This window comes from Oceaniglobus roseus (assembly GCF_002869745.1).
Taxonomy (GTDB): domain Bacteria; phylum Pseudomonadota; class Alphaproteobacteria; order Rhodobacterales; family Rhodobacteraceae; genus Oceaniglobus; species Oceaniglobus roseus.
Genome location: NZ_PNOS01000062.1, coordinates 1 through 14971 on the forward strand (window position 1 = coordinate 1; position 14971 = coordinate 14971).

At 70.9% G+C, this 14971-nt stretch carries 16 protein-coding genes; 11 read left to right on the forward strand and 5 right to left on the reverse strand.

Annotated features, from left to right (window positions below; genetic code table 11):
• A partial coding sequence (locus tag A7B20_RS21765; RefSeq protein WP_157937743.1) for a response regulator occupies positions 1–620 on the forward strand: 620 nt, incomplete at its 5' end.
• Between the two features lie 123 nt (positions 621–743).
• Here the strand turns inward: A7B20_RS21765 and yaaA are convergent.
• The 3 genes from yaaA to A7B20_RS20345 form a co-directional block, all read right to left on the reverse strand.
• Positions 744–1517: a peroxide stress protein YaaA gene (gene yaaA / locus A7B20_RS20335; protein WP_102110427.1), complete on the reverse strand. Its 774-nt coding sequence runs from the start codon at positions 1515–1517 to the stop codon at positions 744–746.
• A 75-nt stretch (positions 1518–1592) separates the two neighbouring features.
• On the reverse strand, positions 1593–3641 hold the full coding sequence (gene recQ / locus A7B20_RS20340) for a DNA helicase RecQ (protein WP_102110415.1): 2049 nt from the start codon (positions 3639–3641) through the stop codon (positions 1593–1595).
• Positions 3642–3819: 178 nt separating this feature from the next.
• Positions 3820–4107, reverse strand: a complete 288-nt coding sequence (locus A7B20_RS20345) for a YggT family protein (RefSeq protein WP_102110416.1) — start codon at positions 4105–4107, stop codon at positions 3820–3822.
• Positions 4108–4263: 156 nt separating this feature from the next.
• Between A7B20_RS20345 and A7B20_RS20350 the strand changes: the two genes are divergently transcribed.
• The 8 genes from A7B20_RS20350 to A7B20_RS20385 all read left to right on the forward strand — a co-directional run bounded on the left by A7B20_RS20350 (position 4264) and on the right by A7B20_RS20385 (position 11792).
• Complete coding sequence (locus A7B20_RS20350) at positions 4264–4794, forward strand: thioesterase family protein (protein ID WP_102110417.1); 531 nt, start codon at positions 4264–4266, stop codon at positions 4792–4794.
• 118 nt (positions 4795–4912) lie between these two features.
• Positions 4913–6250 carry an MFS transporter gene (locus A7B20_RS20355; RefSeq protein ID WP_102110418.1) on the forward strand — a complete coding sequence of 446 codons (1338 nt, stop codon included), beginning with the start codon at positions 4913–4915 and terminating at the stop codon, positions 6248–6250.
• Positions 6247–7176, forward strand: a complete 930-nt coding sequence (gene mepA, locus A7B20_RS20360; protein WP_102110419.1) for a penicillin-insensitive murein endopeptidase — start codon at positions 6247–6249, stop codon at positions 7174–7176. The genes A7B20_RS20355 and mepA overlap by 4 nt, the downstream gene beginning before the upstream one ends.
• Positions 7152–8045 carry an esterase-like activity of phytase family protein gene (locus A7B20_RS20365; protein ID WP_245867159.1) on the forward strand — a complete coding sequence of 298 codons (894 nt, stop codon included), beginning with the start codon at positions 7152–7154 and terminating at the stop codon, positions 8043–8045. The genes mepA and A7B20_RS20365 overlap by 25 nt, the downstream gene beginning before the upstream one ends.
• Positions 8046–8135: 90 nt before the next feature.
• Positions 8136–8756 (forward strand): queuosine precursor transporter, encoded by a 621-nt coding sequence (locus A7B20_RS20370; RefSeq protein WP_102110420.1) that lies wholly within the window; start codon positions 8136–8138, stop codon positions 8754–8756.
• A gap of 268 nt (positions 8757–9024) precedes the next feature.
• Positions 9025–9447 (forward strand): alternative ribosome rescue aminoacyl-tRNA hydrolase ArfB, encoded by a 423-nt coding sequence (arfB, locus tag A7B20_RS20375; RefSeq protein ID WP_102110421.1) that lies wholly within the window; start codon positions 9025–9027, stop codon positions 9445–9447.
• Between the two features lie 186 nt (positions 9448–9633).
• Complete coding sequence (locus A7B20_RS20380; protein ID WP_102110422.1) at positions 9634–10863, forward strand: aspartate aminotransferase family protein; 1230 nt, start codon at positions 9634–9636, stop codon at positions 10861–10863.
• Entirely contained in the window at positions 10860–11792 is a 933-nt protein-coding gene (locus A7B20_RS20385) for a phosphotransferase enzyme family protein (RefSeq protein WP_102110423.1), read from the forward strand. Before A7B20_RS20380 ends, A7B20_RS20385 begins: the two co-directional genes overlap by 4 nt.
• Positions 11793–11833: 41 nt before the next feature.
• On the opposite strand, the gene pncB is transcribed toward A7B20_RS20385, so the two are convergent.
• Entirely contained in the window at positions 11834–13126 is a 1293-nt protein-coding gene (gene pncB, locus A7B20_RS20390; protein WP_102110424.1) for a nicotinate phosphoribosyltransferase, read from the reverse strand.
• Positions 13127–13255: 129 nt separating this feature from the next.
• On the opposite strand from pncB, the gene A7B20_RS21770 reads away from it, so the two are divergent.
• A complete protein-coding gene (locus tag A7B20_RS21770) occupies positions 13256–13384 on the forward strand; it encodes a hypothetical protein (protein WP_281260118.1) in 129 nt (42 codons plus the stop codon).
• Positions 13374–14300, forward strand: a complete 927-nt coding sequence (gene argC / locus A7B20_RS20395; RefSeq protein WP_102110425.1) for an N-acetyl-gamma-glutamyl-phosphate reductase — start codon at positions 13374–13376, stop codon at positions 14298–14300. The genes A7B20_RS21770 and argC overlap by 11 nt, the downstream gene beginning before the upstream one ends.
• A gap of 10 nt (positions 14301–14310) precedes the next feature.
• Here argC and A7B20_RS20400 read toward each other — a convergent pair whose 3' ends face one another.
• On the reverse strand, positions 14311–14739 hold the full coding sequence (locus A7B20_RS20400) for a BLUF domain-containing protein (protein WP_157937744.1): 429 nt from the start codon (positions 14737–14739) through the stop codon (positions 14311–14313).
• Positions 14740–14971 lie beyond the last annotated feature (232 nt).

Below are 14971 nucleotides of genomic sequence, written 5' to 3' on the forward strand. Positions count from 1 at the left end.
ATGGCGCCGCCCTGTCCCTGCCGGTCTCCCGCCGCGCCCTGGCCGAGGCGCTGGCCGCAGCCGAACGGCAGCCGTCGCAGGAGGGGGTGCGGGACCGTCCCGGCGCGTCGCCCACCGCGCCCGCCACTCCGTCCGCCGGGGACGGGACCGCTGGCGGGGAGCGGCGCATCGTCCGCGTGCTGGCCGCCGAGGACAACAAGACGAACCGGCTGGTCTTCAGCCGGATGCTCAAGGACGCGGGGATCGCACTCCGGGTCGCCGGGAACGGGGCGGAGGCGGTCGATCTCTACCGGGCCGAACCGCCGGACGTGATCTTCATGGACATTTCCATGCCCGGCATGGACGGCCGCGAGGCCACCCGCCGCATCCGCGCCTTCGAGGCCGAAAGCGGCCTGCCCCGGGTGCCGATCCACGCGATGACCGCCCATGCGCTGCACGGCGACGCCGAGGAGATCCTGGCGACCGGCATGGACAGCCACATGACGAAGCCCCTCGCCAAGGCCGACCTCGTCGCGGTGATCGAGGCGACCCGTGCCCGGTTGGGCCCGGCCGGCGCGGCGGGTTGCGTGCCGGAAGGAGGGCCCGCGCAGGAGAAGGAGGAGTCGAGGCTGGAGGGATAGGTCGCGGACGGCCCGTCCCGGCCCGAAGCGGGCACGTTCCGCGGCGCGGGCGCCGTGGTGCGCCCTGCGGGAGAAACTCTGCCGGTCAGGGCCAGGGACGGCAGAGCAACCGGACCGGACCGCTCACCCCTCGGGATAGTTCCGCAGGAACACCGGGCGGTCGGGCGTCGACGCCTCGGGATCGAAGGCATAACCGCCGGTGGTGAAGCCGGTCAGCGCATCGGGGTCGGTCAGGCGATGCTCGACGACGAAGCGGGCCATGGCGCCGCGGGCCGCCTTGGCGAAGAAGCTGACGGTGCGGGCGCGGCCGTGCTTCACCTCCATGAATTGCGGGGTGATGACGCGGAGCTTCAGCGCCTTCGGATCCACCGCGCCGAAATATTCCTGGCTCGCGCAGTTCACCAGCACGCCGGTGCCCACCGCCTCGGCCTGCGCGTTCAGCGCCTTCGACAGGGTCGTGCCCCAGTAGTCGTACAGCGTCTCGCCCCGGCGCGTCTTGAGGCGGCTGCCCATCTCCAGCCGATAGGGCTGGATCCCGTCCTTCGGGCGCAACAGGCCGTAGAGGCCAGAGAGGATCCGCAGGTGGTCCTGCGCCCAGTCCAGCGCCTCCGCCTCCAGCGTCCGTGCCTCGAGCCCGCGATATGTGTCGCCCGCGAAGGCCAGCGCGGCGGGGCGCAGGGACTCGGGCGCCGGGTCGTCGGCGTAGGCGCGGAAGCGGTCGCGGTTCAACCGGGCCAGGTCGTCCGACAGGTCCATCAGCGCCTTCAGCCGGGTCAGCGTCAGCGCGCGGGCATGGCCCGCCAGCCGCGCGGCGTCCTTCAGGAAGGCGGGCGTGGTCGTCTCCACCCCCGTCTCCTGCCAGTCGAGCGTCTTGGCCGGCGAAATCACCACGAGCATCGGCATGTCCCCTTTCCGTCCCCGCCGCGACATAGCAGGCGGGACGGCAGGCTCAAGCGCCGCCGCGCCGCGGGATCAGGCCTCGTGCAGGGCTTCCATGAAGGCGGGGCCGAACCGCTCCGCCTTCTGCGCCCCCATGCCCGGCGCGCGTTCCAGCTCATCCAGCGTCGCAGGCCGCCGCTCGGCGATCCAGCGCAGGGTGCTGTGGGGGCAGGACAGGTACTTGCCCGTGCCGTCCGGCCCGCGCGACAGCTCCAGCTGGATCTCGCTCAGCCGGTCGAAGACCGTGCCCGCCTCGCGCCCCGCGAGCCTCTGGCGCTGCGGATGCTGGGCGGGGGGCGGCGCGCCGGTGATGACCTCGAGAAACGCCGCGCCGTAGCGTTGCAGCTTGGTCGCGCCGACGCCGCCGATCCCGGCCATCTGGTCCAGCGTCACCGGCCGCCGCTCGGCCATCTCGATCAGGGTGCGGTCGGGAAAGATGACATAGGCCGGCACGCGCTGATCCTCGGCGAAGGCGCGGCGGCGGGCCTTCAGCGCCGACAGGAGCGGCGCGTCCTCGTCGCTGACCATCGCCTTGACAGTGGGGCGCGCGGACTGGGCGGCGCGGATCACGTCGCGGCGCAGCTCGACGCTTTCCTCGCCCCTGAGGATCGGGCGCGCGGCCTCGGTCATCCGGAGCGCGCCGTGGCGTTCCGGGTCGGGGCGGATCAGGTCGCGGCCCATCATCTGCCGGAAGATCGCCTGCCACTGGGACTTCGAATAGTCGCGGCCGACCCCGAAGGTCGGCAGCCGCTCGTGGCCCCGCTGCGTCACCTTGTCCGTGGCGTTGCCCATGACGATGTCGATCAGGTGCCCCGCCCCGAAGCTTTCGCCGGTCCTCAGGATCGCCGAGAGGCCCATGCGCACGGCGGTGGTGCCGTCGAACAGCTCGGGCGGCGTGTCGCAGAGGTCGCAGTTGCCGCAGGGCTGCGAGACCTCGCCGAAGTAGGCGAGCAGCTGGCGGCGGCGGCAGCCCAGCGCCTCGGCCAGTCCCAGCAATGCGTTCAGCCGCCCGTGGTCGGCCTGCTTGCGCTCGGGGGGCGCCAGCCCCTCGTCGATCTGGGTGCGGCGCAGGCGGATGTCGTCGGGACCGTAGAGCGTCAGCGTCTCGGCCGGGGCGCCGTCGCGGCCCGCGCGGCCGATCTCCTGGTAATAGCTCTCGATCGACTTCGGCAGGTCGGCATGGGCGACCCAGCGGATGTCGGGCTTGTCGACCCCCATGCCGAAGGCGACGGTGGCGGTGACGATCAGCCCGTCCTCCTGGGAAAACCTCCGCTCGACCTCGCGCCGCTCCTCGGCGTCCATGGCGCCGTGGTAATGGCAGGCGGAATGCCCCTCGGCCCTCAGCGCGGCGGCAAGATCCACCGTCTTCGCCCGCGACGAGCAGTAGACGATGCCGGACTGTCCCTTGCGGGCGGCGGCATAGGCCAGGATCTGCCGGCGCGGCCCGTCCTTCGGCGCGAAGGCCAGGTGGATGTTCGGCCGGTCGAAGCCGCCGAGGAACAGCCTCGGCGCACGGCCCGCGAACAGCCGCTCGACGATCTCTTCCCGCGTCTCCTCGTCCGCCGTCGCGGTGAAGGCGGCGAGGGGGACGCCCAGCGCGTCCCGCAGGCTGCCGATCCGCAGGTAGTCGGGGCGGAAGTCGTGGCCCCACTGGCTGACGCAATGCGCCTCGTCCACGGCGATCATCGTGACGCCGATGCGTTTCAGCATCCGCTCGGTCCCGCCCGCGGCCAGCCGTTCGGGCGCCATGTAGAGAAGCTTCATCCGCCCCTGCTCCAGCGCCTCGAACACCTCGGCGGTCTCGGCCTCGGTGTTGCCGGAGGTCAGGGCGCCGGCCTCCACCCCCGCCTCGCGTAAACCGCGCACCTGGTCGCGCATCAGCGCGATGAGCGGCGAGATGACGACGGTCACGCCCTCGCGGCAGAGGGCGGGCAGCTGGAAGCACAGCGACTTGCCCCCGCCGGTGGGCATGATGGCGAGCACGTTCTGCCCTTCCGTCACCGCCTCCACGATCTCGGCCTGGCCGGGGCGGAAGGCGGAGAATCCGAACACGGACGACAGAAGCGCGGTGGCGTCGGGCATGGGCCTGCTGGTTTTTATGCGAATGCTCTCGAGCGTCCTTGTCCCACATGAAGATTCGGTGAACAAGGGTCGGCTGCCGCCGCGGGCGCGCCACGGAAGGGTCGAGCCGCGGCAGGCGTGGCGCACCTGATGGCCCCCGCAGGGGCACCCGGCAGGAAAAAGGGGGCGTGACGCCGGTTCAGTAGAAGGCGGCGGCGTTGTTGATCAGGATGATCCGGATCGCGTAGAGCGCGATCAGCGCCACCAGCGGCGCAAGGTCGAGCCCGCCCATCGGCGGCAGGATGCGGCGGATCGGGCCGTAGATCGGCTCGACCATGCGGTTCAGACCGTACCAGAGCTGCCCGACCAGCGGCTGGCGCATGTTCAGCACCTGGAAGTTGATCAGCCAGGACATGATGATGTGGGCGATCATGATGAACCAGACGACATTCAGGATCAGCATCAGGATTTGGAAGAGCGAGGTCATGGGCCGTCCGTGCATCTGGATTTCAGGTCGGCACAGACCTAGTGGGCGCGGTGCGTTTGCGCAAGGGAAGCGGGCGGGGCCGAAGTGCCGCGACGTCGCCTTTGACCGCTCCGCCCGTGGCGGCGAGACCGCGGGCGAGAAGAAGGAGCGCCGCCGATGTATCCCGTGATCCGCCTGGCCAAGGAACTGCTGGTCCACCGCAACGCACCGCGGCTCGGACTGCTGGAGACCCACGTGTCGCACCACGTCTGCTGGCCCCACGACATCGACATCTGGATGGAACTGAACAACGGGCGCACCCTGACGCTGTACGACCTGGGGCGGATGGGGCTGTTCAGCCGCATCGGCATCGTGCCCGTGATGAAGCGCGAGGGCTGGACCGGGACCGTCGCCGGATCCTCGGTGCGCTACCGCCGCCGGGTCAGGATGTTCGACCGGGTCGAAATGCGAAGCCGGATCCTCGGCTGGGACGCGCGGTTCCTCTACATCGGGCAGTCGATGTGGCGACGCGGCGAGGCGACGAGCCAGGCGCTGATCCGCACCGCCGTGACCGACCGCAACGGGCTCGTCCCGATGGAAAGGGCGGCGGCGGCGCTGGGGCACGAGGGCGGCAGCCCCGCCCTGCCCGCCTGGGTCGAGGCCTGGTCTGAGGCCGAGGCGCGGCGGCCCTGGCCACCGGAGGCGTGAGGGCGGCCAGGGGCGGCTTGCGACCCGTCCGCCACAGGGCCGGCCCCGTGCAGCGACATGCCATTGCAATTCCACCGGTCCCGGCGCTTTGATCCGCGCGACGACCGGAGGGGGGCCCATGGCAGAGATCGGCAGCCGCAAGCGAATCTGGGGCTGGTTCTTCTTCGACTGGGCCTCGCAGCCCTACAACACCCTGCTGCTGACCTTCATCTTCGGCCCCTACGTGAACGAGATCCTCGGCAGCGGCACCCGGGCGCAATCGGCCTGGGGCTTCGGCATCGGCGCGGCGGGGCTGCTGATCGCCCTGCTGGCCCCGGTGCTGGGGGCCATCGCCGACACCTCGGGCCGGCGGATGCCCTGGATCCGGGCGTTCTCCGTTCTCTATGTCGTCGGGGCGGCGGGCCTCTGGATCGCCGAGCCGGGCGACTTCGACCTGGTGCTGACCATGTGCTTCTTCGCCGTCGGCCTGATCGGCATGGAGTTCGCGACGATCTTCACCAACGCGCTGCTGCCCGACCTCGGCCCGAAGGAGAGGCTGGGCCGCCTGTCCGGCAACGGCTGGGCCTTCGGCTATGTCGGCGGGCTGATCTCGCTCGTTATCATGCTGGTGTTCTTCGCCGAAAGCGGCCGGACCGGGACGACCTTCGTCGGTCTCGCCCCGCCCTTCGGGCTCGACCCCGAGACGCGGGAGGGCACGCGCTTCGTCGGGCCGCTCACCGCGCTCTGGTACGCGGTGTTCATGGTGCCCTTCTTCCTCTGGGTGAAGGAGCCGCGCCCCGCCCCGCCGCCCCCCGGCGCGGTCGGCCTGGCGCTGAAGGGCCTCGGCACCACCCTGCGCGCGCTGCCGCGGACGCCCAGCCTCTTCACCTACCTGCTGTCCTCGATGTTCTACCGCGACGCGCTGAACGGCATCTACACCTTCGGCGGCATCTACGCGGCCGGCGTCATGGGCTGGAGCGTGGTGGACACCGGCATCTTCGGCATCCTCGCCATCATCGCGGGGGCGCTCTTCGCCTGGCTCGGCGGGCGGGCCGACAGCGCCTTCGGCCCGAAGCCCGTCATCACCACCTGCATCCTGGTGCTGACGGCCATGGCCATCTCCGTCGTCACCCTGACCCCGGATTCGATCCTCGGGATCAGCGTGGCGCCGGGATCGAACCTGCCGGACATCGCCTTCTACCTCGTCGGCATCGGCATCGGCGCGGCGGGCGGCGCGCTCCAGTCGGCAAGCCGCACGATGCTGGTTCACCAGGCCAACCCCGCCCGCATGACCGAGGCGTTCGGGCTCTATGCGCTGGCGGGCAAGGCGACCTCTTTCATGGCGCCGCTGCTGATCGGCGCGGTCACCTGGCTGAGCGGCAGCCAGCAGATCGGGGTTTCTCCCCTGATCGCCCTTTTCGGACTGGGCCTCCTTCTGCTAGTCTGGGTAAAACCCGACGGAGATCGAGCAGCATGACAGGACCAAAGACCATCGCGGCACTGCTTCTGTGCTGCGCCCTCGCCGCCTGCGGCGGGCGCGACAGACCGGGCAGCGCCCTGCCCAGCCCGGAGTTCGCGGGCGACATCGTCTCGCGCAACGCCATTGCCAAGCAGCTGTTCGGGGCCGAGGACTATGCCTCGCGCCAGTCGCCCGCGCCGATCGGCTTCTATTCCAAGGGCTGCCTCGCCGGGGCCGCGCAGCTGCCCGAGACGGGGCCGACCTGGCAGGCGATGCGGCTCAGCCGCAACCGCAACTGGGGCCACCCCGACACCATCGCCTATATCGAGCGGCTGTCGCGCAAGGCGGCGCAGCTGCCCGGCTGGAACGGGCTTTACGTCGGCGACATCTCGCAGCCGCGGGGCGGACCGATGGCCAGCGGCCACGCCAGCCACCAGATCGGCCTCGACGCCGACATCTGGCTGCGCCCGGCCACGGACATGAACCTCTCGCGGGCCGAGCGCGAGAAGATCTCGTCGATCTCCATGCGCCGCTCCAACGGCGCCTTCACCAACTCCAACTGGACCCGCGCGCATCACGAGCTGCTGAAGGCCGCCGCCTCGGATCCGGCGGTGGCGCGGATCTTCATCTTCCCCGGCGCCAAGGTGCAGATGTGCAAGGACGAGAAGGGCGACCGGTCCTGGCTGAACAAGATCCGTCCCTGGTACGGCCACCACTACCACTTCCACGTCCGCCTGAAATGCCCCCGCGGCGCCGCCAACTGCGAGACCCAGGCGCCGCAGCCCGCGGGCGACGGCTGCGCCGACGCGCAGGACTGGGTCAACAACATCCTGAACCCGCCGCCGCCGAAGCCGCGCGATCCGAACGCGCCCAAGCCGAAGCCGAAGCGCGAGCTGACGCTGGCCGACCTGCCGCGCCAGTGCCAGGCGGTGCTGTCGCCCTGATCCGGCTTCTCGCGCTCCTCGTCCTGACGCTCGCGCCCCTGTCCGCCCACGCGGCGGGGGCGCAGTTTCTTGACCGTTTCCGCTGGGGCGGGGACGATCCCCACCACGGCGGCTTCTCGGCGCTCGACCTCGACGACGACGGGACCGGCTTCGTCGCCGTGTCGGACCGCGGCTGGATCGTCCGCGGGCGTCTGCAGCGCGCGGGCGTCGCCATCTCCGGCGTGGTTCTGACCGGCGAGGCGCACCTGCTCGATCCCCGCGGCCACGAGCTCGAGTTTCCCTGGCAGGACTCCGAAGGCGTGGCGGTGGATGGCGCGGGCCGCATCTTCGTCTCCTTCGAGGGCCGCCACCGCGTCTGGCGCTACGACCGGTTCGGCGGCCCGGCCACCGCGCTGCCCACCCACCCCGATTTCCGCGGCATGGAGCTCAACTCCTCGCTCGAAGCCCTGGCCATCGACCGGGACGGCGCGCTCTATACCCTGCCCGAACGCTCGGGCGCGCCGTCGCGCCCCTTCCCCCTCTACCGCTTCGCCGGAAACCGCTGGACGAAGCCCTTCACCCTCCCGCGGGAGGGCGGCTTCCTGCCCGTGGGTGCCGATTTCGGCCCCGACGGCCGCCTCTACCTGCTGGAACGGCGGTTCGACGGCATCTTCGGCTTCGCCAGCCGCGTGCGCCGCTTCACGCTGGGGCCGGAAGGGCCGGTCGCGGAGGAGACGCTCTTCACCTCGCCGAACTTCTTCAACGACAACCTCGAAGGGCTCGCCGTCTGGCGCGACGGCACCGGCGCGATCCGCCTGACGATGATCGCCGACGACAACTTCTCGATCTTCCAGCACACCGAGTTCGTCGAGTACCGCGTGACGGAGTGACTTGCGCGCGGTCCGCGCCAGGCGTATCAGCCGCCCGTCCCCCGGCGGGGACCAAGTCTCCGAACCCCTTGTCAAAACGGACCACGCCCCATGACCCGCCTCCTTCCCGGCATCCTCGCCATGGCCGCCATCGTGCTGGCCTCCAACATCCTCGTGCAGTTCCTCTGGGGCGATTTCCTGACCCTCGGCGCCTTCACCTATCCTTTCGCCTTCCTGGTGACGGACGTGATGAACCGGGTCTACGGCGCCGCCACCGCCCGCCGCGTCGTCTTCGCGGGCTTCCTGACCGGCGTCGTCTGCTCGCTGGTGGGCACCCAGATCACCGGCGAGTTCGGCCCCCTCGTGACCTGGCGCATCGCGGCCGGATCGGGACTCGCCTTCCTGACCGCGCAGCTCGTCGACATCGCGGTGTTCAACGCCCTGCGCCGCGGCGCCTGGTGGCGGGCACCCCTCGCCTCGACCCTCGTCGGCTCCGCGCTCGACACGACGATCTTCTTCAGCGTCGCCTTCTCCGCCGCCCTGGCCTTCGTCGAACCCGGCAACGATGTCGCCTGGGCGAACGACGGCGTGCCGCTGCTCGGCCACGGACCCGTGCTGCCGCTCTGGATCTCGCTGGCGGTCGCCGACTGGTGTGTAAAACTTGCCCTCGCCTTGATCGCTCTGGTGCCGTTTCGCCTCATCGTGAAGCAGCTCCTCCCAAGGGTTGCGTGATTTAGTTTGACATACACCAGATCCATGCCACCCTCCCCCTATCGGCAACATTTGAAAGGAGGTGGTCCAGTGTCTAGAATGATCCAGGAGATCGAGGTCGGAACAGTCATGGGGGCCGTCGCCCAAGGGCAGTCCTGAGGGCAGAACATCCATGATTGGGTATCCACTCTAACCGGACCCATCTCCAAGCATTCGAGGGGCCACCGTCATCCGGTGGCCCTTTTCCGTCGCTCCCGATCCCGCCCTGCCGCCCCCCGGACCCGCCGCCATGCTGAAAGTCACCGACAAGATCACCCTCGAGGACTGGGAGATGACCGAGCAGTTCGTGCGCGCCTCGGGCCCCGGCGGGCAGAACGTGAACAAGGTCTCCTCCGCCGTCGAGCTGAGGTTCGAGGCCGAGCGCTCGCCGAACCTGCCGCCCCCGGTCAAGACTCGCCTGCGCCGCCTCGCCGGGCGCCGCTGGACCCGCGAGGGCGCGCTGGTCCTCCAGGTCGACGAGACCCGCAGCCAGGCCCGCAACCGCGAGATCGCGCGCATCCGCCTCGCCGAACTGGTGGCCGAGGCCGCGAAGCCGCCGAAACGCCGGATCGCCACCCGCCCGACCCTCGGCGCGAAAAAGCGCCGCCTGAAGGAGAAGAAGGTCCGCGGCGCCGTCAAGTCGCTCCGCGGCCCCGTCTCGCCCGAGGACTAGCCGCCTCCGTGGCGGGGCTCGCGCCCACATCCCATCTTTGCTTTCCAAATATCCCGGGGGGACGCCGGAGGCGGCGGGGGGCAGCGCCCCCTCCCCCCCGCCCCATCTCACCGCCGCGGCCGCGCAGCACCGGCGGGGGGTGCCGGGGGGGCTGCCCCCTTTGCCGGGTTCCGCTAGAGTGCCGCCATGACCGATCTCATCGCCCGCCGCCGCGCCCGCCTCGGCACCAACGTGCCGACCTTCTACGACCGCCCGCTGCACATCGTCCGGGGCGAGGGCGTCTGGCTCTGGGATGCCGACGGCAGACGCTACCTCGACTGCTACAACAACGTCCCCCATGTCGGGCATTGCCATCCCCACGTGACCGAGGCCATCGCGAAACAGGCCGCGACGCTCAACACCCACACCCGCTACCTCCACGAGGGGATCCTCGACCTCCTCGACCGGATCACCGCCACCATGGGCCACGGGCTGACCCAGGGCATCCTGACCTGCACGGGATCCGAGGCGAACGACGTCGCGCTCAGGATGGCCCAGGCGGTGACGGGAAAGACCGGGATCATCGCCACCGACAACACCTACCACGGCAACACCACGGCCACGGCGCAGCTCTCCACCCGCCGTCCGCCCATCGGCGGCTACCCGCCCCACGTCCGGCTTGTCGCGGCACCGGAAAGCACCACGACACCCGAGGCATTCGCGGCAGGCGTCGCGCAGGCCATCGCCGAGCTTCAGGCCACGCCCCACGGCTTCTCCGCCATGATGCTCTGCCCGATCTTCGCCAACGAGGGCCTGCCGAACGTCGCGCCCGGCTTCTTCGATGCCGCCGCGGCCGAGATCCGCCGGGCGGGCGGGCTGATCCTCTGCGACGAGGTGCAGCCGGGCTTCGGGCGGATCGGCCAGTGGTGGGGACACGACTGGCTCGGCATCGCGCCGGACGTGGTGACGATGGGCAAGCCCATGGGCAACGGTCACCCGGTCGCCGCCGTCATCGCCACCGAGGGCGCGATGCACGCCTTCCGCTCCGCCTTCGGCTACTTCAACACCTTCGGCGGCAATCCCGTCTCCGCCGCCGCCGCCAACGCCGTGCTCGACGTGATCGAGGCCGAGAACCTGATTCCCCATGCCGCCGCCATGGGCGCCCGCAACCGCGACGCCCTCGCGCGGCTGGACCACCCCGCCATCGCCGAGGTCCGCGGCAACGGTCTCTTCTTCGGCCTCGTGCTGGAGGAGGACGGCCAGCCCGCGACCGGACTCGCAACGCGGATCGCGGAGGAGATGAAGGAGCGCGGCGTGCTGATCGGCCGCATCGGGCGGCACATGAACATCCTGAAGATGCGCCCGCCGATGCCGATCGGCCCCGGGGAGATCGACCTCGCCACCGCCACCCTGGCCGAGGTGCTGGCCGGGGCATGACGGACGACGAAGCCCTCGCCCACGCCGTGAACGCCCTGCGCCACTGGGGCGGCGGACCGGCACCGCGGCTGATCCGCAACCGCGAGAACGCCGTGTTCCGCGTGGCGCTGCCGGACGGCACCCCCGCCGCCCTGCGCCTGCACCGCGCGGGCTACCAGACCGATGCCGCGATCCGCTCCGAACTCCTCTGGACCGAGGCGCTGGCCGAGGCGGACTTCCCCTGCCCCCGCCCCCTGCGCACCGATGACGGCCACATCCTCGCCCGACCCGCCTTCGGCCCCCGCGCCTCCCTCGTCACCTGGATCGACGCCCCGCCCATCGGCCTGGCCGACGCTCCCTTCGATGGCAGGCCCGAGGCGCAGGCGGACCTCTACCACAGGCTCGGCCGCCTTCTGCTGGACCTCCACCGCACCACCGACGCCCTGACCCTCCCCGCGGACTTCGAGCGCCCCCGCTGGGATCTCGACGGCCTCACCGGCGCCACGCCGCTCTGGGGCTGCTTCTGGACCAACCCTGCGCTCGGCGCGCCGGAAACCGCGCTCCTGAGCGAGACCCGCGATGCCCTGCGCGCCGAACTGTCGGCGCGCCCGCGGGACACCGGCCTGATCCACGCCGACCTGATGCAGGAGAACGTGCTGCACCGCGACGGACGCCTGTCTCTCATCGACTTCGACGACAGCGGCTTCGGCTTCCGGCTCTACGATCTCGGCACGGCGATGGTGCAGCACTGGCGCACGCCCCACCGCGCCGACCTCGCCGCCGCGCTCTGCGACGGCTACGGCCGCGGCCACGCCGACCTGCCGATGTTCACCCTGCTGCGCGCCCTCGCCTCGGCCGGCTGGATCGTGCCCCGCACCCCCCCCGGCGATCCCCGCCAGCGGATCTATGCGGAACGCGCCGTGACCCTCGCCCGCGCCTGGCTGTCCTGATCCGGCAGGACCGTAGGATGGGTGATATCACCCATCCTGCGTCACACCACGACCGCGCGCCGCTGCTGTTCGCCGACGCCGAACACCCGCTTGTAGCGTGCGACCTCCTCCGCCGGGCCCATCGCCTTCTCCGGGTTGTCCGAAAGCTTCACCGTGGGACGCCCGTCGGCGCTGACCGCCTTGCACACCAGCGAGAACGGCGCCAGCCCGTCCCCCGGCACCAGCCCGCGGAAGTCGTTGGTCAGCAGCGTCCCCCAGCCGAAGGAGACCCGCACCCGCCCCCGGAACTGCGCCGAAAGCTGGACGATCTTCTCGACGTCGAGCCCGTCGGAGAAGATCACGAGTTTCGTCCTCGGATCCTCGCCCCGGCCCTGCCACCAGCGGATCGCCGTCTCGGCCCCTTCCGCCGGATCGCCGCTGTCGATGCGGATCCCGGTCCAGCCGGCCAGCCAGTCCGGCGCGCGCTCGAGGAAGCCGGGCGTGCCGTAGGTGTCGGGCAGGATGATCCTGAGGTTGCCGTCGTGCTCCTCGTGCCAGTCGGCCAGCACCTCGTAGGGCGCGCGGGCCAGCTCCTCGTCGCTCCGGGCGAGCGCGGAATAGACCATGGGCAGCTCGTGGGCATTGGTACCGATCGCCTCAAGGTCACGGTTCATCGCGATCAGGCAGTTCGACGTGCCGGTGAACGAGGCGCCCAGCCCCTCCTGCATCGCCTGCACGCACCAGTCCTGCCAGAGGAACGAGTGCCGCCGCCGGGTCCCGAAATCGGCGAGCCTCAGGTCCGGCACCTCGCGCAGCCGCTCGACCTTCTCCCAGAGCTTCGTCATCGCCCGGGCGTAGAGCACCTGCAGCTCGAACCGCCCCATCCCCGCCAGCACCCGGCGCGAGCGCAGTTCCATCAGCACGGCGAGCGCGGGGATCTCCCAGAGCATCACCTCGGGCCATCTGCCGCGGAAGGTCAGTTCGTACTGGCCGTCCTTCTTCTCCAGCTCGTAGGGCGGCAGGCGCAGGGCCTCGAACCAGTCCATGAACTCGGGCGTGAACATCTGCCGCTTGCCGTAGAAGGTGTTGCCCCGCATCCAGGTCGACTCCCCGCGCGACAGCGAGAGCGAGCGGATGTGGTCCAGCTGCTCCCGCAGCTCCCCCTCGTCGATCAGCTCGGCCAGCCGGATCGAGGTGGTGCGGTTGATGAGCGAGAAGGTGACCTCGGTGTCGGGGTGGTTGCGGAACACCGACTGGCACATCAGGAGCTTGTAGAAATCCGTGTCGATCAGCGACCGGACGATCGGGTCGATCTTCCACTTGTGGTTCCAGACTCGGGTGGCGATGTCGACCATGACGGCTTTCTTTCAAGGGGCGCCGCCCTTTCTGGCAAAGTGCTTTCCCTTCGGCAAGCACCCCCGCCGCTGCGGGCCGCCCGCGGGCGGGGACCGGCGGATTCGAGTATTTGTACAAGGAAGAAGCCCATGCGTCGCGTCCCGCACCGGATCCTCGCCCCGAACCGCGGTCGGGCACCGGCGCTCCGGCTTGGCAAGGGCGCGCTCTGCCGCTATCCCGAAGGGCGCAGCAGCGAAAGGACGCGCCATGGCGGCTAAGGTTTTCATCGACGGCGAGGCAGGCACCACGGGACTCCAGATCCGCGACCGCCTTGTGGGCCGCGACGACATCGCGCTCGTCTCGGTCGCGCCCGAGCGGCGCAAGGACCCCGAGGCGCGGAAGGACGCCTTTGCCGAGGCGGACGTCGCGATCCTCTGCCTGCCCGACGAGGCCGCGCGCGAGGCGGTGACGCTGTGCGAGGGGCTGAACACGAAGCTGATCGACGCCTCGACCGCGCACCGCACCGACGATGCCTGGGCCTTCGGCTTCCCCGAGCTGGCGGCGGGCCGGCGCGACGCGATCGCCGCCGCGCCGCGGGTGTCGAACCCCGGCTGCTACTCCACCTGCGCCATCGCGCTTCTCGCGCCGCTCACCGCCGCGGGCCTTCTGCCGGGCGACGCGGCGCTGTCGATCTTCGGCATCTCGGGCTACAGCGGCGGCGGCAAGTCGATGATCGCCGAGTTCGAAAGCGGACAGGCCAGCGGCAGCTTCGTCTATGCCACCGGCCAGACCCACAAGCACCTGCCCGAGATCGTGAAATACGCGCGTCTCTCGACCACCCCGATCTTCGCCCCCTCCGTCGGCCAGTTCGCGCAGGGCATGGTGGTGCAGGTGCCGCTCTTCGCCGCCGCCCTGCCCGGCCGTCCCGACCGCGCCGCCCTGCATGACGCCCTGTCGCGGCACTATGCGGGCGCCCGCTTCGTCACGGTCCGGCCGCTGGACGCGCAGGTGGCGCGCGAGGATCCGCGCAAGCTGAACGGCACCAACCGGATGGAGCTGGCCGTCCTCGGCGACGACGCCTCGGGGCGGCTGGTGCTGTCGGCGATCCTCGACAACCTCGGGAAAGGCGCCTCGGGGGCGGCGGTGCAGAACCTGAACCTGATGCTGGGCCTCGACGAGGGCGCGGGGCTGTAGGCGCCCCGGCTCAGCCGAACTCCGGCGCGGCGAGCAGCCCGAGGTCGATCCGCTGGCCCGCCGCCATGAGGAAGGCGATGGCCAGCCGACCCTCGCTGGCCTCCCCGCCACGGGGAATCGCCGCGGCGAAGGCGCGGTACGACATCACCTCGGACGAACACCAGCCCATCGCCCAGCCGTCGAACCGCCGCGCCTCCAGCCCGCCGTGGCACAGCACCTCCGGGCCCGTGTGCCGCGGATCGCGCCGGATCCGGACATAGAGCGCGCGCAGCGACCCGGCCGGACCTTCGATGTACTGCAGGAAACAGCCCGCCTCGGCATGGAGGAAACCGGTGATCCCGAGCGGCGGGTTGTCCGCCTGCGACCGCGCGACGATGTCGTGGAAGGGCTGCGAATGGCGGCTGACCCGGGCCCGGCTCCGGTAGACGAGGAATTCCATGGCGTGCCCCCCAGCAGACCGATCTCGGGGCACTCTACCACAGGGCGAGCATCCTGTCCCGAACCGCATCCGCCGCGGGGCAGCATAGGGCGGCGCACCGCCGCGCAGCCTTGAACTGCAACGGAAATCACGAGGCTGGCAGCAGGCCCTCTACCGCCGCCCAGGTCCGCTCCAGCACCGCCCGCTGCGCCGCGGCGACCCCGCGCGCCGCCAGCACCATCGCCGCCCGCGC